Genomic DNA, 20,897 nt, shown 5'->3' with positions numbered 1-20,897 from the left:
CGTGCGTCCTTGCTCCCAGCTCTCGCGCGATCCCCTGGTGTGATCCGCGATCCCCCGGTGGAACGTCTGTACATGTCCAGGGGCCGAGGGTATGACCTGCCGCGCCGGCGCAGAACACGAGGGGTCGCTTTATCGGTCCGGAGGCATACGCATGCCGCATTCTGTGCGTTCAGTTGCTTTTTCGGGCCGAGGAGTCGCATGTCGGCGTTGGTTCGTGAGCGTTTCCGTCTTCCGTCGGAGCCCGGGGCAACGGCCGGGGAGGGGCCGGTGAGGGCCGGTTCCGGGGGCCGGGGTGCGCGACGGCGGGCCCGTTGTCGGTGGCCGGTCGTACGGTGGGCGGTATGAGCCGTACGAACGCCGTCGACACCGACGGTACGAACACCGCGGACCGCTCGAAGACCACCGGCCAAGCGAGCCCCGCCGGCCCCGTGGACGCGCCCAACCGGCTTGGCGCGCCCGGCCGGGTGGGCACCGCCGAACGGGCGAGCACCGTCGAGTGGACCGTCCTGGACACGGACATCGGCCCCCTGCTCCTGGCCGCGACCGAGCGGGGGCTGGTGAATGTCGTCTTCCACGCCGACGAGCGGATACGGCCCTCCGCCCTGCGCCGGCTCACCGGGCGGTTCGGGGCGGAGCCCGTCGAGGTCTCCGGCGCGGCACCGGGCCGTCTCGCCGAGCCGATACGCCAGCTCACGGCGTATTTCGCGGGCGATCTGACGACGTTCTCACTGCCACTGGACTGGTCGCTCTCCGGGGGCTTCAACCGGGAGGTGCTGAAGCGGCTGGACGAAGACGTCCCGTACGGCTCGGTCGTCGGCTACGGCGATCTTGCGGCCCGGGTGGGCCAGCCGGGCGCCGCGCAGGCCGTGGGGGCGGCCATGGGGTCGAACCCGCTGCCGGTGGTCGTGGCGTGCCACCGGGTGGTGGAGACGGGCGGCGGGCTCGGCGGCTTCGGCGGCGGGCTGGAGACCAAGCGGCGGCTGCTGGCCTTGGAAGGCGTCCTTCCACAACCGTTGTTCTAGGCCGTGCCCGGTGTCAGGGGGTGTGCCGGGGTGTGTCAGGGGTGTGATCGGATCCGCAGGTGAGAGGGGTGGGAAGCGGTTTCGCGGCCGGGGGTGAGCTGGCACACTGCGTCAGTGACCCCCACCCCTGATCAGTCCGACATATCTGCGATAGCCGCGACCGGTTCCGGCGCCGACGCCGACACCACCGTCGTCCCCGCGCCCCGGCCGGTCGGGTCACCGCCCGCCCCGGCGGTCTCGGAGGCCGAACTGCCCGCCCTGCGGCGGCGGATCACCATCGCCCTGGTCATCAGCCAGATCCTCGGCGGGCTCGGGATCGCGACCGGGGTCGCGCTGGCGGCGGTACTGGCCCAGGAGGTCAGTGGTACGGACGCGCTCTCCGGGCTCGCCTCCACGGCGTCCGTGGTGGGCACGGCCCTGCTGTCGGTACCGCTGGCGGCGCTGATGACGGCACGCGGGCGACGGGCCGGGCTCGTCCTGGCCTACGGGATCGGAACCGTCGGCGCGGGTGTGGTGGTGCTGGGCGCGGTCGCCGACAACTTCCCGCTGCTCCTGGTGGGGCTGGCGGCGTTCGGCGCCGGGAGTTCGGCGAACCTCCAGGCCCGGTTCGCCGCCGCCGACCTCGCCCCGCCCGAGCGGCGGGGCCGGGCGATCTCCCTCGTGGTGTGGGCGACCACGATCGGGGCCGTACTGGGCCCGAACATCGCCGCGCCCGCGGGCCGCAGCGTCTCCGGGCTCGGCGTCCCCGCCGAGGCGGGCCCCTTCATCTGGGCGGGCGGGGTGTTCCTGGTGTCGGCGGTGGTGCTCCAGGTGATGCTGAGGCCCGACCCTCTGCTGACGGCCAGAGCCCTGGCCCAGGAGTCCGAGGGCGCCGCGGACGGCTCCCTGCGGACGGCCGTCCGGGTCGTACGGGAGTCCCCGGCGGCGCTGCTCGCCCTGGTGGCCATCGCCGTCTCGCACACCGTGATGGTGTCGATCATGTCGATGACCCCGGTGGCGCTGAAGCACCACGGCGCCGGGATCGAGCTGATCGGCCTGGTGATCAGCGGCCATATCGCGGGGATGTACGCCTTCTCGCCGGTGATGGGCTGGCTGGCGGACCGTTACGGGAGGGTGAGCGTGATCGGGCTCGCGGTCGCGCTGCTGGCGGTGGCCGCCCTGCTCGCCGGGACGGCCGGGGACAGTCATTCCCTGGTCGCCGCCGGACTGTTCGTCCTGGGGCTCGGCTGGTCGGCCGGGGTGGTCGCCGGTTCGGCGCTGCTGACGGACTCGGTCCCGCAGGCCGCGCGGGCTCCCGTCCAGGGACTGTCCGACCTGGCCATGAACGCCTCGGCCGGCATCGGCGGCGCCCTCTCGGGACTGGTGGTGTCGCAACTGGGCTACGGCACCCTCAATCTGATCGGCGCCCTGATGCTTCTGCCGCTGGCCGCGCTGGCGGTCCGGAGCTCGATCGCCCGCGCCTGAACACCGCTGCCCGCGCCACCCGCCGGGTCGGGGTGTTTGCGCGGGTGTTCCCGGTGCCAGGGATGGGGACATGGTGCTCACGGAGGTTTCCGAGGAAGTTCGCGACGCCCTCGCCACCGGGCGGCCGGTCGTCGCCCTGGAGTCCACGATCATCGCTCATGGTCTGCCCCGGCCGCGCAATCTCGACGTGGCCGTCGAGTTGGAGGAGATCGTACGGTCCCTGGGCGCCGTCCCCGCCACGATCGCCGTACTCGACGGCCGGGCCCGCGTCGGGCTCGACGCCGCCCGACTGGCCCGGATCGCCGGCGGCGACGGCATCCGCAAGCTGGGCCGCCGGGATCTGGCGCCCGCACTCGCGACCGGTGCCGACGGCGCGACGACCGTCTCCGCGACGGCCTTTCTGGCCGCGCGGGCCGGGATCCGGGTCTTCGCCACGGGCGGGCTCGGCGGGGTGCACCGGGACTGGACGCACTCCCAGGACGAGTCGGCGGACCTGCCGGAGCTGGCACGAACCGGGATCGCGGTGGTGTGCGCGGGGGTGAAGTCCGTCCTGGACGTCCCGGCGACGCTCCAGCGGCTGGAGACCCTCGGGGTCGGCGTCGTCGGCTACGGCACCGACCGCTTCCCCGGGTTCTACCTCACTTCGTCGGGCGAGCCGGTGGACTGGACCGTGGGCTCCCCCGAGGAAGCCGCGGCGGTGATCCGCGCCCGTGAACGGCTCGGCGGCCCCGCGTCGGCGCTGATCGTGGCGAACCCCGTCCCCGAGTCGGCACAGCTCGACCCGGACCTCCACGACCGGGTCCTGGGCGCGGCACTCGACGCGTGCGCGGAGCACGGCATCGTGGGCCAGGCGGTCACGCCGTTCCTGCTGGACTATCTCTCCCGGCACACCGACGGCGCGTCCTTGGAGGCGAATGTGGCGGCGGTACGGGGCAATGTCCGCCTCGCGTCCCTGATCGCGGCCGCCCTGTGACCCGACGCCCTGTGACCCGACGCCCCGGCCCGCCGGCGGGCACGCGCGTCCCAGGACCGCCGGTGGAGCCCGCCGCGGACCGCTCCGGTGGTTCGCCCGCGGGAAGCGGCGCGCTCCTCGTCGTCGGCGATGTCGTGACGGATGTCGTGGTCCGGCACACCACCCCGCTCGTGCCCGGCACCGACACCGCGGCCCGGATCCGGATCCTGCCCGGCGGCGCCGGGGCCAATGCGGCCTGCTGGGCGGCCCGTTCCCGGGACGGCCGGGGTACCGGCCCCGACATACGCCTCCTGGGCCGGGTGGGGCGAGCCGACGCGGACCGGCATGCCGAACAGCTGCGGGCGGCGGGAGTGCGACCGCTGCTGATCCCGGACGACTCCGCTCCGACGGCGGTCGTCGTCGCGCTCGTCGACGCCGGTGCGGGCGGTGAGCGGACCTTCCTCACCGACAGCGGGGCGGTGCTGCGGATCGGGCCCGACGACTGGTCGCCCGACCTGCTGGACGGCGTACGGCATCTCCACCTCTCCGGCTACCTCCTCTTCTCCGACTCCAGTTGCCGGTTCATACGGCTGGCCCTGGAGTCGGCCCGGGCCAGGGGCGTCACGGTGAGCGTGGACCCGGCGTCGGCGGGGTTCATCGCCCGGCGGGGCGTCGAGCCGGTGCTGGCCGCGCTCGACGGTGTCGACCTCCTCGTCCCCAACGCCGACGAGGCCGGGCTGCTGACCGGGGTGACGGACGCGGCGGCGGCCGCCGCCGCGCTCAGCCGGCGCTTTCCCCTGGCCGTGGTCACCCTGGGTCCCGGCGGTGCCGTGGTCGCCGAGTCGGGCGGGGTCACGGCCCGTGTCCCGGCTCACGCGGCCGACGCCGTGGACACCACCGGCGCCGGCGACGCCTTCACCGGTGCCTTTCTCAGCGCCTGGACGGCGGGCGCCGACCCCGCCACCGCGGCCGTCGAGGGCTGCCGGGCGGGTGCCGAGGCGGTGACCCTGACCGGCGGCCGGCCCCGTACCCCTGAACCGCCGTACGGCCCACCCGGGTGAGACCGTTCAGCCCGGGACGCCCCACGCGGGGTGTCGCGGGTCGTCGACCCGGACGACGACATCGGCCGTCTCCTCCGGACCCACCTCGTCCTCGTACCGCCGGAACGCGGGCAGCGTCCACTGCTCGTCCTGTCGGGTGCGCCGTCTCAGCGCGGCCGGGGAGAGCCGCAGATGCACGGTCAGATCGAACGGGAACCCCCGCCCCAGCAGGAACGGGCCGTAGAGCAGCAGCACTCCGCCACGCGGCAGCCGCACCGCCGGGCTGCGGGTCGCCCGGTCGGTCACCGGATCCCACAGATCGGGCAGTACCCGGCCCGTGCCGCCCTCGTCCAAGGGCCCGATGACCTCCCGCCACAGGGCACCCGTGTCGAACCAGTCGTCGTAGTACGTGTCGGGGTCCTCGCGCCCGTACTCGTACCGCAGCGACGCGGGGCGCAGGAATCCGCCGGTGCCGACGACGAGTCCGGGCCGCCCGCGCAGCCGCAGCGCGTCCTCGACCAGGGCGGCGAACTCCCCGGACCGCGCGGCGGGGGCTCCGTCGATCCCGATACGTACCCGGGAGCCGTCGCCCTCCGCTCCGTCGGTCGTGGCCCCTGCCGCCAGGGCCCGGTCGGCGACGGCTTCGGTCAGCCGCTCCCAGGTGATCGGTTCGAGTCTCACCGGTTCATCATCGCCGCAGGTGCCGTATCCGGTTCGGGGATGGGAGAGTTCTCCCTCATGACAGACCGCCCGCTGCTGCTTCTCGACATCGACGGCCCGCTGAACCCGTTCGCGGCACGGTGTCCCCGGTTGCGCGGCTACACCACCCACCGGCTCCGCCCCGAGGTGTGGCTGTCGCGCCAGGTGCCCGGGTCGCGCCGTCACCGGCGGGGGCTGCGGGTCCGGCTCAACGCCTCGCACGGGGAGCGCCTCACGGGGCTGCCGTTCGCCCTGGCCTGGGCCACCGCCTGGTCGCACGAGGCCAACGCCCTGGTCTCGCCCAGGATCGGGCTGCCGGGCGACCTGCCGGTGGTGGAGTGGCCGACACCGGCGGGCGCCGATCCGGACGGGCTGTGCTGGAAGACCCGTCCGCTGCTGCGCTGGGCGGCGGGGCGGCCGTTCGCCTGGGTGGACGACATGGTGACGGCCGAGGACGCCGCCCATGTCGCGGAGCACCATGACGCCCCGGCGCTGTTGATGCGGATATCGCCCCGATGGGGGTTGCGGGAGGCCGACTTCGCGCAGCTCCGCTCCTGGGCCGCCACCCTGTGAACGGAACCCGCGCCCCGGCGGCGGGAACCCGGGCGGGTCGCGTCAGGGGCCGAGGAGGGCGGTGGCCGCGCCCACGGGATCGGTGTCGGGTGTGCCGCGGGGCCACCACTCGTCACGGCCCGGGTCCGATTCATAGCCGTACCACCGTCCGTCCCGGCCGAGTCTGAGCTGGACGGCCGGGGTGGACAGCCGGTTGCGCAGCGGGCGGAAGCCGGGGAGACCCGCGGCGGTGAGAGCCGGACCGGCCCGGTCGAAGGGTCCCGCGGGCGGGTCCCAGGGCTCCTCCAGGACGGCCAGGGCGGCCCGGCCGCCCTGGTGCCAGGCGGCGACGGCACGGGCGAGGTCGACGGCGGTACGGCCGACGGCTCCGGCGAGGTCGCGGTAGAGCGCCCGGGTGGACGCGGTCAGTCCGGCGCCGGGGTGGGCGGCGGCCAGCCGGACGGTGTCCTCCCAGACCGTCAGCCCGGCGACGGGATCGACTCCGGTGGTCAGCAGGGCGTGGGCGCGCTGGGCGGCCTCGGTGGCCAGCAGGTCGATGGCGAGCGGATCGGGGGCGCCGGGCTCCTCGATCCCGGCGGGCGGTCTGCCGGGACGCGCGGGCACGGGGAACGGCGGCGGCAGCACACCCGTCCCCCGGGCGGCGGCCAGCGCCGTGTCCGCCGGAACCGTCGGCAGACGGAGGCTCCCGGCGGTCTCCCCCGCCGCGGGGGCGCCGGGGAGGGCGGGCATGCCCGGGTCGCGCCGGGTGAGGGCGTCCAGGATCTCCCGCTCCCCCCGGCCGCGGAGCAGGAACAGCGCGAACGGGTCCTCGTCCAGCAGGCGCGCGGCCTGGTAGCAGAGGGCCGCCGCGTGCTTGCAGGGGAATCCGTCGTCGGGACAGGAGCAGTCCGGGACCAGGTCGCCGGAGCCCGGCAGCAGATCGGCGGTGGCGGCCAGTGCCCGGGGGATGTCCTTGTCGAGGAGGGCGGCGATGTGTTCGGGCCCCGCCGCGGCGGTCAGCAGGTCGTCCCATTCGCCGTCGCCGAGGACCCGCAGTCGGATCCTGGTGCGGTAGGGGCGGGGGCGGCTGCCGTGGACGTAGGCGGTGATCAGGCCGGGGGTGACGGTGATCGCGTCGACCAGGCCGCGGCGCGCGTACGCCCGGCCGCGGGCCAGCCGGGCGGGATCGAGGGCGCTCTCCTCCAGCGCCCGTACCCAGGCGGCTCCCCACCAACTGGCCGCCGTCTCCTCACCGGTCCGGGGCGGGACGGCGGGAAAGGTGCGCCTGCGGTCCTCGTGCCCGGCGGCGGACGGCCGGGAGCGTCGGGTCCGGGCCGGCGTCGGACGGCCGCGGTCGGGCGGCGGCGTCATGCGCTCCTCCGCAGGGATACGAGATCGGCCAGCTCGCGGTCGGTCAGTTCGGTGAGGGCCGTTTCCCCGGAGCCCAGGACGGCGTCCGCGAGGGCCCGTTTGGCGGCGAGCATCTCGGCGATGCGGTCCTCGACGGTGCCCTCGGTGATCAGCCGGTGGACCTGGACGGGCCGGGTCTGGCCGATGCGGTAGGCGCGGTCCGTGGCCTGCTCCTCGACGGCCGGGTTCCACCAGCGGTCGAAGTGGACGACGTGTCCGGCCCGGGTCAGATTGAGGCCGGTGCCCGCGGCCTTGAGGGAGAGGACGAAGACGGGTGTGCCGCCGGACTGGAAGTGGTCGACCATGCGCTGGCGCTCGGCGACCGGGGTGCCGCCGTGCAGCAGCGTCGAGGGGACCCCGCGGGCGGTCAGATGCCGGGTCAGCAGCCGGGCCATGGACACGTACTGGGTGAAGACGAGGACCGAGTCGTCCTCGGCGACGATCGTGTCCAGCAGTTCGTCGAGGAGGGCCAGCTTCCCGGAGCGGCCTGCGAGCCGGACGGGGCCGGGTCCGCCGTACTCCTTCAGATACTGCGCCGGATGGTTGCAGATCTGCTTGAGGTCGGTGAGCAGCTTCATCACCAGGCCCCGGCGGGCGATGCCCTCGGAGGACTCGATGACCGCCATCGCCTCCCGCACCACGGCCTCGTAGAGGGACGTCTGTTCGCGGGTGAGCGCGACGACGTGGTCGGACTCCGTCTTGGGCGGCAGTTCGGGCACGATGCCGGGGTCGGATTTACGGCGGCGCAGCAGAAAGGGCCGCACGAGGCGGGACAACCGCTCCGCCGCGCCGTCCTCCTCACCGAGTTCGACCGGGCGGGCGTGGCGGGCCCGGAACGCCTTGAGGGGACCGAGGAGGCCGGGGGTCGTCCAGTCCAGCAGGGCCCACAGCTCGGAGAGGTTGTTCTCGACGGGGGTGCCGGTGAGGGCCACCCGGGCGGGCGCGGGGATGGTCCGCAGGGCCTTGGCGGTGGCGGAGTACGGATTCTTGACGTGCTGGGCCTCGTCGGCGACGACCAGGCCCCAGGGGTGTCCGGCGAGCCGTTCCGCACCGGTGCGCATCGTGCCGTAGGTGGTGAGGACGAAGCCGCCCCCGCCGTCCGGCAGGTGTTTCTCCGTGCCGTGGAAGCGGTGGACGGGGGTGCCGGGCGCGAAGCGGGTGATCTCCCGCTGCCAGTTGCCGAGGAGGGACGCGGGGCAGACCACCAGGGTGGGTTCGGTCCTGGCCCGGTGCAGATGGAGCGCGATGACCGTGACGGTCTTGCCCAGGCCCATGTCGTCGGCGAGGCAGCCGCCGAGGCCGAGGCGGGTCATCCCGTCGAGCCAGGCCAGGCCGTGGAGCTGGTAGTCGCGCAGGGTCGCGGTCAGCCCCGGGGGTGCCGGGACGGGCGCCGGGCCCGCGGTGATCCGGTCACGGAGGGCGGCGAGGGCCTCCACGGGGACGGCTTCGACGGTCTCGCCGTCGATCTCGGCGGTGCCGGTGAGCGCGGCGTTCAGGGCGTCGGCCGGGCTCAGCAGGCCCAGTTCCCGCTTGCGGGCCTTGCGGACGAGGTCCGGGTCGACGACCACCCACTGGTCGCGCAGGCGCACGACCGGTCGGTGGGCCTCGGCCAGGGCGTCCAGCTCCCGCTCCGTCAGCGGGTCGCCGCCGAGGGCGATCCGCCAGCCGAAGCGGAGCAGTTCGGCGCTGTCGAAGAACGGTGTCCCGTCGGTCGCCGAACCGGGCGCGGGCCGGACGACGGCGGTGGCCGTCAGGCCGCGGGCGAGCTCCTTGGGCCAGTGCAGGGTGACGCCCGCCGCGTCCAGCCGGGCCGCCGCGGGCCCCAGCAGGTCGTACAGCTCCTCCTCGGTGAGGGCGAGGACATCGGGAACGTCCCGGTCGAGCAGTGCGGCGAGGGGCGGCCAGACCCGGGCGGCCCGCCGCAGCGCGAGGAGGGCGTCGACCCGGGCGCGGGGCCCGAAGTCGGACTCGCCGTCCCCCGCCCACAGCCGGGCGGCGTCGATGACGAGCGTCGGGTCGGCGATGCTGTGCACCTGGACCAGGGCGGCACCCGCCCGGCGCTCCCGCGAATCGCCGTCCGGGGTGTCGTCCCCGTCGGGGGTGTCGCTGGTGTCCGGGGTGTCGAACAGCGTCAGGGCCGACAGATCCAGCCGGAGGGAGATCCGTACCCCGGCGTCCATGCCCGCGGCGGCGCGCTCGGCCCAGGCACGGGCCCGGGGCAGGTGGTGTGCTCCGGGAGCGGCGAAGGGCGCGCCCGCCGCGTGTGCGGCGGCGGGTGTCCTGGGCAGGGTGTCGGCGACGGCGTCGAGGAAGGCCCGGACGAGGGCTTCCGGCTCGGGCACCGCCAGGGGGCCGGGGCCGGGCACGACCGTGCCGTACGCCTCGTACGGCATGGCGGCGGCGACGGCCCTCAGTTGGGCGATGTCATCGGCGTCGAGCGGTCCGGCCCGCCAGGTGTCGTGATCGTCCGCGGTCAGGCCGGGCAGCAGCCGGCCGCGGGCCACCAGATGCAGGGCGTGCAGCGCCGCCGCTCCCCAGCAGGCGGCGGCGGGATGCGCGACGGCTTGGCCGCGCGCCCGGACGAGGGCGGGCAGGGCGTCCGCGACGGGGAGCAGCAGCGCGGGGACGGTACGCGCGACGGCGCCGGAGGCGGGCGGTGGGCCGGGCTCGACGACGGTGATGGTGTCACCGGTGTCGTACGGAAGGCCGCCGCCGGGCGCCCAGAACGCCATCCTCCCTTCGCGCGGCAGTGCGGCGGGCAGGAAGACCGCCGCCCATGCGGGCGAGGGCACCGGGGGCGGTGCCGCGGGTGCCGGGGCGGTCGCCGTCGTCGGCGGCGTCAGGGATGTCGTGGGCGTCATGGGTCACCTCCCGCCGGGTTCGCCGTCTGTCGGAGTGGTCGAGACAGCCGGAGTCGTCGGAGTATCTGTGTCCACGACGATACGGGCGGGGTCTGACAACGTGCGGCGGCACGGCTTCCGGCGTGACCGGCCGGTGCGTGTCCCCGGCCTCCGGAGTGCCTCCAGGAGCGTTCAGGCGGCGGACGGCGGACGGTCCTGCTCCGGGTCCTGCTCCGGGTCCTGCCCGGCGCCGGTGCCGCCCGGTTCCAGGGCGGACGGCGGTTCCTCGGCGGGCTCCGGCGGCGCCACCTCGGCGGCCGGTCCCGGCGCCGCCTCGACGGGCGGCTGCGCGGGCCGTCCGGCCCCGGCCCGGGGGTCCGGTGGCGGGACGGGCGGAGCTGTGGGCGCGGCCCGCTCCAGGAAGCGCAACAACTCCACGGGGAACGGGAGTACCAGGGTGGAGTTCTTCTCGGCGGCCACGGCGACGACGGTCTGGAGCAGCCGGAGTTGCAGCGCCGCCGGCTCCACCGACATCGCCTTGGCGGCCTCGGCCAGCTTCTTGGACGCCTGGAGTTCGGCGTCCGCGTTGATCACCCGGGCACGGCGCTCACGGTCGGCCTCCGCCTGCCGCGCCATGGAACGCTTCATCGCCTCGGGCAGCGATACGTCCTTGATCTCCACCCGGTCGATCTGAACGCCCCATCCCATGGCCGGGCTGTCGATCATCAGCTCCAGTCCCTCGTTGAGCTTCTCGCGGTTGGAGAGCAGATCGTCGAGGTCGCTCTTGCCGATGATGGAGCGGAGGGAGGTCTGCGCCATCTGCGAGACCGCGAAGCGGTAGTCCTCGACCGCGATGAGGGCGGCCGCCGGCTCCACCACCCGGAAGTAGACGACCGCGTCGACCCGGACCGTGACATTGTCCCGGGTGATGCCCTCCTGGGCGGGCACAGGCATGGTCACGATCTGCATATTGACCTTCTGCAGCCGGTCCACCAGCGGAAGGATCATGGTGAAGCCGGCCGGCCTGATCCCTCCGTGCAGCCGGCCGAGCCGGAAGACCACACCGCGTTCGAACTGTTTGACGACCTTGGCTGCGGCGGCCGTGTACACCGCTATTCCGGACACTGCCGCCAGACCGGCGACCACCAGCTCCTCGACCATGGGGGGCACCCCCTTCCGTCCGGGCCGGTACGCCCCACTCCACGGTATGCCCGCCGCCGCCCGCGGGCGAGGGCCCGCCGGAGCCCTCCCGGCCGGGAAGGGCTCCGGTGCCGCCCGTCGGGGAATCCCGTCGGGGAATCAGGCCGCCAGCGGACGGACCTTGATCCAGGTGCCGTCGTCCGTCAGTACCTCCTCCGTCTCGAGACCCGCCTCGACCAGGCACTCCTCCAGCTCAGCGGGGGTCATGGGCCGGGAGCGGAACGTCTGGGTCCAGGTCGCGTCCTCAAAGGTGTACTCCCCGTGCACGGAGTGCACACCGTCGCCGACCGGCTCCGAGGAGACGATGCGGACCCGGTAGCCCGACGGGTCGGCCCGCTCGCGGGGGACGTTGGTATGCCAGTCCGCGCCCTCGCGCTGGATGAGGACCCGGCCGCCCTCCTTGAGGTGCTTGCGACAGGCGCGCAGCATGCCCCGCCGTACGGCGGGGTCGCCGGTGTGGACGAGGAACGACGCCAGCATGACGACGTCGAACCGCTCGTCGAGGTCGAGGTCCTCGATCGAGGACCGGACGGTACGGCGCGCCCCGCGGATCCTGGCGAGCATATCGGCCGACTCGTCCACGGCCGTGACGGCGAAGCCCCTGGCGACGAGCGGATGGGTCACCCGGCCCGCTCCCGAGCCGAGCTCGAGGATGGAGGCGCCCGGAGGCACGGCGGCTTCGATGATGTCCGGTTCGCCCCCTTCGGGCATCCGGTCGTACATATCGACGGCGCAGCCGTCCGGAGTGATCGGTCCCGGGCCTGTTCCTTCGTATCCCTCACGCATCTGTTCGGTCATACCCGGTCAACGAACGCCCCCGCCGGGGCCGTTCCCCGACGGCGCCTTCTCGCCACCGGTCTTTACGGTGGCCCCGGCCGGGGATCCTCCTCTCGCGCCGGCACGGGTGCATGCTGGAGGGGAAGGAGCGACGACCATGCGTACGGGTAGTGAGCCGGTGACCGCGCGCAGTCCGCTGCGCATGCGGTTCTGGCTGGGTGTGTGGGGGCTGATCTGGGCCGGTGGCGGCACGGCGGTGTTCCTGCTGACGTCGCACCCGGGATGGGCGGCCTTCTGCGGGGCCCTGCTGCTGATCGTCCTGGTGGACCTGGTCGTGGTGGTACGGCACATCCGCCAGGGTCCGCACTTCCAGCCGGGACGGGACATACCGCCTTACGAGCCCGTGCGCGAGGAGCACCGGACACGTCCGGATCCGGACGGACGGCCGCCTCCGGGGGCCGGGCCGCCCGCGCGGTGACCCGCCGGACGGTTCAGGCTCCGCCGTCCCCCGGCTCCCCGTGCGCCGGGCCGCCTCGTTCGTGATCGGCGTCGGTACCGGTCGTGGTGCCGGTCGTGGTGCCGGGCCGGGTGTCGAACCGGGCCGCCCGCAGATACTCGGGCTTCGGATCGAGGGCTGCGGCCAGCCGGAAGTGTCGTTTCGCCTGCTCCGGCCGGCCGGAGCGCTCGAAGGTACGGGCGAGGGCGAAGTGGGCGAAGGCGTTGTCGGGTTCGCGTTCCAGGACGAGTTCGAATTCGAGCTCCGCCGGACGCAGTTGGGCGGCGGCGAAGAACGCTCTGGCGCGCAGCAACCGCGCCGCCGTGTTCTCGGGGTGGGCCGCGATGACCGAGTCCAGCAGCTTCACGGCGCCACGCGGATCCCTCGCGGCGAGCAGTCGCTCCGCCGCGCGGTAGTCGACGACATGGGTGTGCGGATCACTTGTGGGCACGGTCGCATCCTTCCCCTCGACACACGGTTCCAACACCGGTACCACCACCGCTCTTCCCCGCCTGGGACAACATGTGATCCCGGTGGGGGCGGGGGTCAGCCCCCGGCCGGTGCCGGAAGGGCCGTCACCACCGGGCCGGCGGCTATGAGCAGCAGCCCGGCGACGACGAACGCCCGGTCCAGGCCGGTCCGCTCACGGCCCCGGACCACGACGTCCCGGGGGTCGGCGGGGTCGTAGGAGATCGCGACCGTACCTCCGGCCGGTACGGCGGCCAGCGGCACCGGGGACGGGATCTCCACGACGCGGCCGTCTCCCGTCTCGTACTCCAGGAGCTCGCGGTCGGCCCCCGGTGGCGGGGGTTTCACCAGCGCTCCCGCGGTCCGGCCGAAGTGGCGGATCCGCCGGGTCCTGCGCAGCCCATGAGCGCCCGCGAGAACGGCGATCAGCCCTCCGAGGACGGTGAAGGAGGCGAAGACGGTCTGCATCGCGCCGATGCTAGTGGTGGCAATCGGCGGGGCGGGCCGTTTGACGGGACCCTGACGCGAAAACGCCCCGGAGGCGGGCCGTCAGCGGGCAGCCGTGGCGGCGCGGCGGTTCAGCTCGGCCCAGACCGTGCGGACCCTGGGTTCGAGATCCTCCAGCGGGCCGTCGTTGTCGATGATCAGATCGGCGACGGCGCGCCGCTCCTCCCGGGTGGCCTGGGCCGCCATCCGGGCCGTCGCCTCGGGCTCGGTCATGCCCCGGTGGCGGATCAGCCGGTCCAACTGGGTCGCGGGGTCGGCGTCGACCACGACGACGAGGTCGTAGAGCGGCGCGAGTCCGTTCTCGGTGAGCAGGGGGACTTCGTGGACGACGATGGCGTCCGGGTCGGCCGCCGCCGCCAGCTCCGCCGACCGGGCCCGCACCAGGGGGTGGACGATGGCGTTGAGGGCGGCGAGGCGCTCGGGATCGGCGAAGACCACGGAGCCCAGCTTGGGCCGGTCCAGCGTGCCGTCGGGGCGGAGGATGCCGTCGCCGAACTCGGCGACGACCGCGGCGAACCCCTCGGTGCCGGGCTCGACGACCTCACGGGCGATCCGGTCGGCGTCGATGCGCACCGCTCCGTACGACTCCAGCATCCGGGCGATCTCACTTTTGCCGGCGCCGATTCCACCGGTCAGACCCACTGACAGCATGGGCAGCAGCTTAGGCCCTTGCCGGCCGGGGGGCGGGGCGGGCCCGAGGACCCCGGTCAGCCGTCGCCCTCGCGTTCCGCGAGAAAGCGCTCGAACTCCAGCCCGATCTCGTCGGCGGACGGCAGATCCACCGGCTCGGCGACGAGATTGCCCCTGGTCTCGGCACCCGCCACCGCGTCGTACTGGTGCTCCAGCCCCTGGACGAGGGCCGTCAGCTCTTCGTCGCCCTCGCCGATCTGGCGCTCGATCTCGTTCTGTGTGCGGTGGGCGGCGGTCCGCAGGGCGTGGGCGACTCCGGGGAGCACGAGCCCGGTGGCTGCCGTGATCGCCTCCAGGGAGGTCAGCGCCGCGTCGGGGTAGGCGGAGCGGGCGACGTAATGCGGCACATGGGCGGCGACCCCGAGCACGTCCCGTCCGGCTTTCATCAGCCGGTATTCGATGAGGGACTCGGCGCTGCCCGGCACCTGGGCCTCGTCGAAGGGGCTGCGGTGGCCCGGCATCAGATCGGTGCGATTGCCGTGCGGGGTCAGACCCACCGGGCGGGTGTGCGGTACGCCCATGGGAATGCCGTGGAAGTTGACGGAGAGCCGGACGCCGAGGCGCTTCACGATCTGGGCGACGGCGGCGGCGAACAGCTCCCACTCGACATCGGGCTCGGGGCCGGACAGCAGCAGGAACGGGGCGCCGGTGGCGTCCTGGACGAGCCGGACCTCGATGGCGGGCGTCTCGTACGCCGTCCAGCGGTCGCGCCGGAACGTCAGCAGGGGGCGGCGGGCGCGGTAGTCCACCAGCCGGTCGTGGTCGAAGACCGCCACCGGCTGATGCGGCAGGGTGGCCAGGAGATGGTCGACGATCTGCTCACCGGTCTCGCCCGCGTCGATGTAGCCGTCGAAGTGGTAGAGCATCACCAGACCGGCCGACTCCTGTGCGAGCGCCATGTCGACAACGGCGAGGCCCTTGGGGTCCCATGTGTACAAATCCTGCGGATCAGCCACGATTACCGCTCCTCCTCGTGTTCTCACACAAGAACACGGAGTGACGGCGCGGCATTCCCCGCCCCCCGTGGTCGGCGGCCGGCCACCCGGACGACGGACACGGGCGCCACAGGGGCCGCAGGGGGCACAGGGCGCCGGGAGCGGATCCGCGGGGAGGGCACGGGAAACGGAGGGAAACGACATCGGGCCCACCCCCGGAGGGGTGGGCCCGATGTCTCAGCCGTCGGTCAGCAGGTCAGAGCGTCAGCTCTGGCCGCCGGCCAGCTTCTCACGCAGGGCGGCGAGGGCCTCGTCCGACGCCAGGGCGCCGGAGTTGTCGTCCGACTCCGAGGAGTACGAACCACCGGTCGGCGCGGCGGCCGGAGCGGCGGTGCCACCCTCGGCAGCGGCGGCCTCGTCGGCCTCGCGGGACTTGATGACCTGGGCCTGGTGCTGCTCGAAGCGCTGCTGCGCCTCGGCGTACTGGGTCTCCCACGCCTCGCGCTGGGTCTCGAAGCCCGGCAGCCAGTCGTTGGTCTCCGGGTCGAAGCCCTCGGGGTAGATGTAGTTCCCCTGGTCGTCGTAGGACGCGGCCATGCCGTACAGGGTCGGGTCGAACTCGACCGACGCCGGGTCGGCACCGAAGGACTCGTTGGCCTGCTTCAGCGACAGGGAGATCCGGCGACGCTCGAGGTCGATGTCGATGACCTTGACGAAGATCTCGTCGTTGACCTGGACGACCTGCTCCGGGATCTCCACGTGGCGCTCGGCCAGCTCGGAGATGTGGACCAGACCCTCGATGCCCTCGTCCACGCGGACGAACGCACCGAACGGAACCAGCTTGGTGACCTTGCCGGGAACGACCTGGCCGATCTGGTGCGTCCGGGCGAACTGCTGCCACGGGTCTTCCTGGGTCGCCTTCAGCGACAGGGAGACGCGCTCGCGGTCCATGTCGACGTCGAGGACCTCGACCGTGACCTCCTGGCCGACCTCGACGACCTCGGAGGGGTGGTCGATGTGCTTCCAGGAAAGCTCGGAGACGTGGACCAGACCGTCGACGCCACCCAGGTCCACGAAGGCACCGAAGTTGACGATCGAGGACACCACACCGGACCGCACCTGGCCCTTCTGGAGGGTGGTGAGGAAGGTCTGGCGGACCTCGGACTGGGTCTGCTCCAGCCAGGCACGGCGGGACAGGACCACGTTGTTGCGGTTCTTGTCCAGCTCGATGATCTTCGCCTCGAGCTCCTTGCCGACGTACGGCTGGAGGTCGCGAACACGGCGCATCTCGACCAGGGAGGCCGGGAGGAAGCCGCGGAGGCCGATGTCGAGGATGAGACCACCCTTGACGACCTCGATGACGGTACCGGTGACGATCCCGTCTTCTTCCTTGATCTTCTCGATGGTGCCCCAGGCACGCTCGTACTGGGCGCGCTTCTTCGAGAGGATCAGGCGGCCTTCCTTGTCCTCCTTCTGAAGGACAAGGGCCTCGATCTCGTCGCCGACCTTGACGACCTCGTTCGGGTCGACGTCGTGCTTGATCGAGAGCTCGCGGCTCGGGATGACACCTTCGGTCTTGTAACCGATGTCGAGCAGGACCTCGTCCCGGTCGACCTTCACGATGACGCCGTCGACGATGTCGCCGTCGTTGAAGTACTTGATCGTCTCGTCGATCGCGGCGAGGAAGGCTTCCTCGTTACCGATGTCGTTGACCGCTACCTGCGGAGTGGCGGTGGTCTCGGTGCTGCTCGTCATGTGGGAAAGGGCTCCGGTACGGACATTGAAGTCGTAGGTACTGCTACGCCGAGAGCCCGTATCGCAGCTGCAATAAGCCGGACAGCCTAGGAGGCACCAGCCCGGACGATCACCGAGGGGCTCTTTCGAGCTCCTCGGAGAACGACTCCGTCCGGAGGCGCCTCGTGAACCGAGGGGACATACATCACAGATGCGAGCGCGGCCTGCTCTGTCTGAGGCACGCAGGCCCGCAGCGCAACTTGTAGCATACGGGGGCAGCCGAGGACGGTCAATGCGCGAAGACGCCTACCGGGGGCGGAACGCCCCATACCCGGCACAACTGAGGTTTGCGGAGGCCATCATGGCCGCCGGTGGTCACGCTGAACGCAAACTACAACGACGGTGAAGATGAGCCAAGACGTCCGACCCCCGGAGCGCTCTCCCGGCCCGCCCGCACGGCACGTGTCCCCCACGGGGGACGCGGCGGCCCCAGTAGAACCAGCAGGCGCAGCGGACACAGCAGCCCCGGCAGACCCCATAGACACGGTAGGTATGACGCACACGACGGACAGTACGGACCCGGCGGAGACCGAGGCCGAGGCCACCCGCCGTACGGCCGGGACGGCCGAGAGCAGCCGGGCGAACCGGGGCTGGTGGGACCGGAACGCCGACGAGTACCAGCACGACCACGGCGCGTTCCTGGGGGACGACCGTTTCGTCTGGGGGCCCGAGGGGCTCGACGAGGAGGACGCGGCGCTGCTCGGGCCGCCGGAGTCGTTGAAGGGGCTCGACGTCCTGGAGATCGGGGCGGGCGCGGCGCAGTGCTCCCGCTGGCTCGCGGCGCGGGGCGCGCGCCCGGTGGCGCTCGACCTCTCGCACCGCCAGTTGCAGCACGCGCTGCGGATCGGCGACGGGCTGCCGCTGGTCGAGGCGGACGCGGGGGCGCTGCCCTTCCGTGACGGCTCCTTCGACCTGGCGTGCTCCGCCTACGGGGCGATTCCGTTCGTCGCGGACCCGGTCGCGGTCTTCGCCGAGATCCGCCGGGTGCTGCGGCCGGGCGGGCGGTGGGTCTTCTCGGTGACCCATCCGATCCGCTGGGCGTTTCCCGACGAGCCCGGCCCGGAGGGGCTGAGCGTCGCCGCCTCCTACTTCGACCGCACGCCGTACGTCGAGCAGGACGAGGAGGGGCGCGCGGTGTACGTGGAGCACCACCGGACCCTCGGCGACCGGGTGCGGGACGTGGTGGCGGGCGGCTTCCGCCTGGTGGACCTGGTGGAGCCGGAGTGGCCCGCGTGGAACGCCCAGGAGTGGGGCGGCTGGTCCCCGCTGCGGGGGAATCTGATCCCCGGCACGGCGATCTTCGTCTGTATCCGGGACTGAACGCCGCCCGGGACGAGCCGGGCGAAGGGAGAAGGGGGGCGCGGGATCCGACCGCGCCCCCCATTCTTCATATGAACCGATGAACAGATCGTGAGTGTGGACAACCGGCGCCCCGGCTCGCGGGAGCGGGTGACACTGAACGCATGATCCGAACCGACGCGCTCGACCGGCTCCCGGTCCGTGCCTGCGTACCCGAGCTGCTGGCCGCGCTCGAATCCCGCGGCACGGCAGTGCTGCACGCCCCGCCGGGCACGGGCAAGACGACGCTGGTACCGCTGGCGCTGGCCGGGCTGACCGGGACCGGTCCCGGCCGGAGGGTCCTGGTGGCCGAGCCCCGCCGGATGGCGGTACGCGCGGCGGCCCGCCGGATGGCCTGGCTGCTGGGTCAGGAGGTCGGCGACGTGGTCGGCTACACGGTCCGCGGCGACCGCCGGGCCGGGCCGTCGACCCGGGTCGAGGTGGTCACGACCGGGGTGCTGCTCCAGCGGCTGCAGCGCGATCCCGAGCTTCCCGGGGTGGATGTCGTGCTGCTCGACGAGTGTCACGAGCGCCATCTCGACGCCGATACGGCACTCGCCTTCCTCGTCGACGTACGCGCCGCCCTGAGGCCGGAGCTGCGGCTGGTGGCGGCGTCCGCGACCAGCGATTCGGACGCCTGGTCCGCGTTGCTCACCTCGGTGGACGGCTCCGGACCCGCGCCCGTGGTCCGCGCATCGGGCGAGGGCTTCGGCTGTACGGTCCACTTCGCGCCGCCGCCCGCCGGGATCCGGCCCGCGCACGGGACCCGGGTGGATCCGGCGCTGCTCCGCCATGTCGCGGCGACCGTCCGGACGGCGCTCGCCCGGCACGAGGGCGATGTGCTGTGCTTCCTCCCCGGCACCGGGGAGATCGCCAGGACCGCCGCCCTGCTGGGCGATGGGGAAGCGGAGGTGCTCCAGCTCCACGGGCGGGCTCCGGCGTCCGTGCAGGACGCGGTGCTGCGCGGTGGCGGGGAGCGCCGGCGGGTGGTCCTGTCGACCTCGGTCGCGGAGTCGAGCCTGACCGTGCCGGGCGTCCGGATCGTCGTCGATTCGGGGCTGGCCCGCGAGCCGCGGACGGATCACGCCCGCGGCCTGGGGTCGCTGGCCACGGTCCCCGTATCCATGGCGGGGGCGGCGCAGCGGCTGGGCCGGGCCGGCCGGGAGGCCCCGGGCACGGTCTACCGCTGCTGGGCGGAGGCGGACGACACCCGGCGGGCCCGCTTTCCCGCGCCCGAGATCCGGGTCGCGGATCTGACCGCGTTCGCCCTGCGCGTGGCGTGCTGGGGTGATCCATCGGCGCGGGGTCTCGCACTGCTGGACGCGCCGCCGGGCGGGGCGATGGCCGCGGCGGTCTCCGTGCTGCGGGCGGTGGGGGCGGTGGACGGCGAGGGCCGGGCGACGGAGCGCGGCACCCGGATGGCCCGGCTGGGGGTGCACCCGCGGCTGGCCCGGGCCCTGCTGGACGGCGCCCGGCGGGTCGGCGCCGACCGGGCGGCGGCCGTGGTGGCGCTGTTGAGTGAGGAGCCGCCCCGGGAGTACGGCGACGATCTCCCCGCGGTGCTGCGCGCCGCCCGGCGCGGCGGGGACGGCTACGCGGCGCGCTGGCGTACGGAGACCCGGCGGCTGGCGGCGGCGCTCCGTGCGGTCGAACCGGACGGGCCGGGGGCCGGGGCGGGCCGGGATCTCCCGGACGATGCGGTGACGGGACTCGTCACGGCGCTGGCCTATCCGGAGCGGGTGGCGCGGGCCCGTGGTGAGGGCTCGTTCCTGATGGCGTCGGGCACCCGGGGCGAGGTGGGTGAGGGATCCGCGGTGCGGGGTGCCCCCTGGCTGGCGGTGGCCGTGGCGGACCGGCCGGTGTCGGCGGCTTCGGCCCGGATCCGGCTGGCGGCACCGGTCGACGAGGCGACCGCCGTATCGGCCGCCGGTCATCTGCTGGCCTCGGATGAGGAGGTGCGCTGGGAGGACGGTGCGCTGATCGCCCGCGCGGTGCGGCGGCTGGGGGCGGTGGAGCTGTCGGTCCGGCCGCTGGCGAAGCCGGATCCGGCGCTGGTGCGGGCCGCGGTGCTCGACGGTATCCGCCGGGAGGGACTCGAACTGCTGCACTGGACGCGGGAGGCCCGGGAGCTCAGGGACCGGCTGGCCTTTCTGCACCGCGCGGTGGGTGATCCCTGGCCGGACATGGCGGACACGGCGCTGGTGGAGCGGGCCGGGGAGTGGCTGGAGCCGGAGCTGTCCCGGGTGCGGCGGACGGCGGATCTGGGCCGTATCCACGCCGGGACGGGTCTGCGGCGGCTGCTGCCCTGGGCGACCGGCGACGCGGCCCGTCTGGAGGAGTTGGCGCCGGAGCGGATCGAGGTGCCGAGCGGCTCCCGGATCCGGGTGGAGTACGGCGGGGAGCAGCCGGTGCTGGCGGTGAAGCTCCAGGAGTTGTTCGGGCTGCGGGAGACGCCCGAGGTGGCGGGGGTGCCGGTGCTGATCCATCTGCTCTCCCCGGCCGGGAGACCGGCCGCCGTCACCGCCGATCTGGCCTCCTTCTGGCGGGACGGCTATCGCTCCGTCCGCGCGGAGTTGCGCGGCCGCTATCCCCGGCACCCCTGGCCGGAGGATCCGTCGACGGCCGAGCCCACCCGTCATACCCGGGCGCGCGCGGCCGGGGGGAGATGAGGACCGGCCGGCGGTGCCGGTGCCACGGGCGGGCAGGCGCGGGC

The 20,897-nt window shown here is 73.6% G+C and carries 18 protein-coding genes; 8 read left to right on the top strand and 10 right to left on the bottom strand.

The genetic code is table 11. The features are described from left to right. The first annotated feature begins 464 nt into the window (after nucleotides 1–464). The 4 genes from ACFXG1_RS23240 (at nucleotide 465) to ACFXG1_RS23225 (ending at nucleotide 4,499) form a co-directional block, all read left to right on the top strand. The gene (locus tag ACFXG1_RS23240) at nucleotides 465–1,022 is read left to right on the top strand and encodes a methylated-DNA--[protein]-cysteine S-methyltransferase (RefSeq protein WP_384719452.1); all 558 of its coding nucleotides are present in this window, start codon (nucleotides 465–467) and stop codon (nucleotides 1,020–1,022) included. A 249-nt stretch (nucleotides 1,023–1,271) separates the two neighbouring features. After that, nucleotides 1,272–2,486 carry an MFS transporter gene (locus ACFXG1_RS23235; RefSeq protein ID WP_384744374.1) on the top strand — a complete coding sequence of 405 codons (1,215 nt, stop codon included), beginning with the start codon at nucleotides 1,272–1,274 and terminating at the stop codon, nucleotides 2,484–2,486. Nucleotides 2,487–2,556: 70 nt separating this feature from the next. Beyond that, the gene (locus ACFXG1_RS23230) at nucleotides 2,557–3,459 is read left to right on the top strand and encodes a pseudouridine-5'-phosphate glycosidase (protein ID WP_384744369.1); all 903 of its coding nucleotides are present in this window, start codon (nucleotides 2,557–2,559) and stop codon (nucleotides 3,457–3,459) included. 62 nt (nucleotides 3,460–3,521) lie between these two features. Beyond that, the gene (locus ACFXG1_RS23225) at nucleotides 3,522–4,499 is read left to right on the top strand and encodes a carbohydrate kinase family protein (RefSeq protein WP_384717161.1); all 978 of its coding nucleotides are present in this window, start codon (nucleotides 3,522–3,524) and stop codon (nucleotides 4,497–4,499) included. A 6-nt stretch (nucleotides 4,500–4,505) separates the two neighbouring features. On the opposite strand, the gene ACFXG1_RS23220 is transcribed toward ACFXG1_RS23225, so the two are convergent. Beyond that, nucleotides 4,506–5,159, bottom strand: a complete 654-nt coding sequence (locus ACFXG1_RS23220) for a uridine kinase (protein WP_384717164.1) — start codon at nucleotides 5,157–5,159, stop codon at nucleotides 4,506–4,508. A gap of 57 nt (nucleotides 5,160–5,216) precedes the next feature. Between ACFXG1_RS23220 and ACFXG1_RS23215 the strand changes: the two genes are divergently transcribed. Then, nucleotides 5,217–5,750 (top strand): hypothetical protein, encoded by a 534-nt coding sequence (locus tag ACFXG1_RS23215; protein WP_384717167.1) that lies wholly within the window; start codon nucleotides 5,217–5,219, stop codon nucleotides 5,748–5,750. 42 nt (nucleotides 5,751–5,792) lie between these two features. On the opposite strand, the gene ACFXG1_RS23210 is transcribed toward ACFXG1_RS23215, so the two are convergent. The 4 genes from ACFXG1_RS23210 to ACFXG1_RS23195 form a co-directional block, all read right to left on the bottom strand. Further along, entirely contained in the window at nucleotides 5,793–7,100 is a 1,308-nt protein-coding gene (locus tag ACFXG1_RS23210) for an SWIM zinc finger family protein (protein WP_384717170.1), read from the bottom strand. Continuing rightward, nucleotides 7,097–10,000, bottom strand: a complete 2,904-nt coding sequence (locus tag ACFXG1_RS23205) for an SNF2-related protein (RefSeq protein WP_384744364.1) — start codon at nucleotides 9,998–10,000, stop codon at nucleotides 7,097–7,099. The genes ACFXG1_RS23210 and ACFXG1_RS23205 overlap by 4 nt, the downstream gene beginning before the upstream one ends. A gap of 171 nt (nucleotides 10,001–10,171) precedes the next feature. Continuing rightward, nucleotides 10,172–11,140 carry a slipin family protein gene (locus ACFXG1_RS23200; protein ID WP_384718666.1) on the bottom strand — a complete coding sequence of 323 codons (969 nt, stop codon included), beginning with the start codon at nucleotides 11,138–11,140 and terminating at the stop codon, nucleotides 10,172–10,174. A gap of 138 nt (nucleotides 11,141–11,278) precedes the next feature. Then, on the bottom strand, nucleotides 11,279–11,965 hold the full coding sequence (locus ACFXG1_RS23195; protein ID WP_384718668.1) for a class I SAM-dependent methyltransferase: 687 nt from the start codon (nucleotides 11,963–11,965) through the stop codon (nucleotides 11,279–11,281). Nucleotides 11,966–12,113: 148 nt separating this feature from the next. Between ACFXG1_RS23195 and ACFXG1_RS23190 the strand changes: the two genes are divergently transcribed. Continuing rightward, nucleotides 12,114–12,434: a DUF6343 family protein gene (locus tag ACFXG1_RS23190; RefSeq protein WP_384718670.1), complete on the top strand. Its 321-nt coding sequence runs from the start codon at nucleotides 12,114–12,116 to the stop codon at nucleotides 12,432–12,434. A gap of 13 nt (nucleotides 12,435–12,447) precedes the next feature. Here the strand turns inward: ACFXG1_RS23190 and ACFXG1_RS23185 are convergent, their stop codons facing one another. The 5 genes from ACFXG1_RS23185 to rpsA form a co-directional block, all read right to left on the bottom strand. Next, nucleotides 12,448–12,903, bottom strand: a complete 456-nt coding sequence (locus tag ACFXG1_RS23185; RefSeq protein ID WP_384718672.1) for a tetratricopeptide repeat protein — start codon at nucleotides 12,901–12,903, stop codon at nucleotides 12,448–12,450. A gap of 95 nt (nucleotides 12,904–12,998) precedes the next feature. Beyond that, entirely contained in the window at nucleotides 12,999–13,388 is a 390-nt protein-coding gene (locus ACFXG1_RS23180; RefSeq protein WP_384718674.1) for a DUF3592 domain-containing protein, read from the bottom strand. 81 nt (nucleotides 13,389–13,469) lie between these two features. After that, the gene (coaE, locus tag ACFXG1_RS23175; RefSeq protein WP_384718676.1) at nucleotides 13,470–14,078 is read right to left on the bottom strand and encodes a dephospho-CoA kinase; all 609 of its coding nucleotides are present in this window, start codon (nucleotides 14,076–14,078) and stop codon (nucleotides 13,470–13,472) included. Between the two features lie 56 nt (nucleotides 14,079–14,134). Continuing rightward, a complete protein-coding gene (locus ACFXG1_RS23170) occupies nucleotides 14,135–15,073 on the bottom strand; it encodes a PAC2 family protein (protein WP_384718678.1) in 939 nt (312 codons plus the stop codon). Nucleotides 15,074–15,316: 243 nt separating this feature from the next. Beyond that, nucleotides 15,317–16,807 carry a 30S ribosomal protein S1 gene (rpsA, locus tag ACFXG1_RS23165; protein ID WP_384719569.1) on the bottom strand — a complete coding sequence of 497 codons (1,491 nt, stop codon included), beginning with the start codon at nucleotides 16,805–16,807 and terminating at the stop codon, nucleotides 15,317–15,319. A gap of 531 nt (nucleotides 16,808–17,338) precedes the next feature. Between rpsA and ACFXG1_RS23160 the strand changes: the two genes are divergently transcribed. Both ACFXG1_RS23160 and hrpB read left to right on the top strand, forming a co-directional pair. Next, nucleotides 17,339–18,166, top strand: a complete 828-nt coding sequence (locus tag ACFXG1_RS23160; RefSeq protein ID WP_384719571.1) for a class I SAM-dependent methyltransferase — start codon at nucleotides 17,339–17,341, stop codon at nucleotides 18,164–18,166. Between the two features lie 143 nt (nucleotides 18,167–18,309). Further along, nucleotides 18,310–20,853, top strand: a complete 2,544-nt coding sequence (gene hrpB / locus ACFXG1_RS23155; RefSeq protein WP_384744359.1) for an ATP-dependent helicase HrpB — start codon at nucleotides 18,310–18,312, stop codon at nucleotides 20,851–20,853. Nucleotides 20,854–20,897 lie beyond the last annotated feature (44 nt).

Origin of the sequence: Streptomyces sp. NPDC059248 (assembly GCF_042753905.1) — a bacterium.
Classification (GTDB): domain Bacteria; phylum Actinomycetota; class Actinomycetes; order Streptomycetales; family Streptomycetaceae; genus Streptomyces.
This window is presented reverse-complemented; position numbering and strand designations above follow the sequence as displayed.

What these genes read in the sequence shown, in the direction of transcription:
- ACFXG1_RS23230 (WP_384744369.1), top strand. Translation starts at nt 2,557, where the DNA reads ATGGTGCTCACGGAGGTTTCCGAGGAAGTTCGCGACGCCCTCGCCACC.
- ACFXG1_RS23215 (WP_384717167.1), top strand. Translation starts at nt 5,217, where the DNA reads ATGACAGACCGCCCGCTGCTGCTTCTCGACATCGACGGCCCGCTGAAC.
- ACFXG1_RS23210 (WP_384717170.1), bottom strand. Translation starts at nt 7,100, where the DNA reads ATGACGCCGCCGCCCGACCGCGGCCGTCCGACGCCGGCCCGGACCCGA.
- ACFXG1_RS23205 (WP_384744364.1), bottom strand. Translation starts at nt 10,000, where the DNA reads ATGACGCCCACGACATCCCTGACGCCGCCGACGACGGCGACCGCCCCG.
- ACFXG1_RS23200 (WP_384718666.1), bottom strand. Translation starts at nt 11,140, where the DNA reads ATGGTCGAGGAGCTGGTGGTCGCCGGTCTGGCGGCAGTGTCCGGAATA.
- ACFXG1_RS23195 (WP_384718668.1), bottom strand. Translation starts at nt 11,965, where the DNA reads ATGCGTGAGGGATACGAAGGAACAGGCCCGGGACCGATCACTCCGGAC.
- ACFXG1_RS23190 (WP_384718670.1), top strand. Translation starts at nt 12,114, where the DNA reads ATGCGTACGGGTAGTGAGCCGGTGACCGCGCGCAGTCCGCTGCGCATG.
- ACFXG1_RS23180 (WP_384718674.1), bottom strand. Translation starts at nt 13,388, where the DNA reads ATGCAGACCGTCTTCGCCTCCTTCACCGTCCTCGGAGGGCTGATCGCC.
- coaE (WP_384718676.1), bottom strand. Translation starts at nt 14,078, where the DNA reads ATGCTGTCAGTGGGTCTGACCGGTGGAATCGGCGCCGGCAAAAGTGAG.
- rpsA (WP_384719569.1), bottom strand. Translation starts at nt 16,807, where the DNA reads ATGACGAGCAGCACCGAGACCACCGCCACTCCGCAGGTAGCGGTCAAC.
- ACFXG1_RS23160 (WP_384719571.1), top strand. Translation starts at nt 17,339, where the DNA reads ATGACGCACACGACGGACAGTACGGACCCGGCGGAGACCGAGGCCGAG.
- hrpB (WP_384744359.1), top strand. Translation starts at nt 18,310, where the DNA reads ATGATCCGAACCGACGCGCTCGACCGGCTCCCGGTCCGTGCCTGCGTA.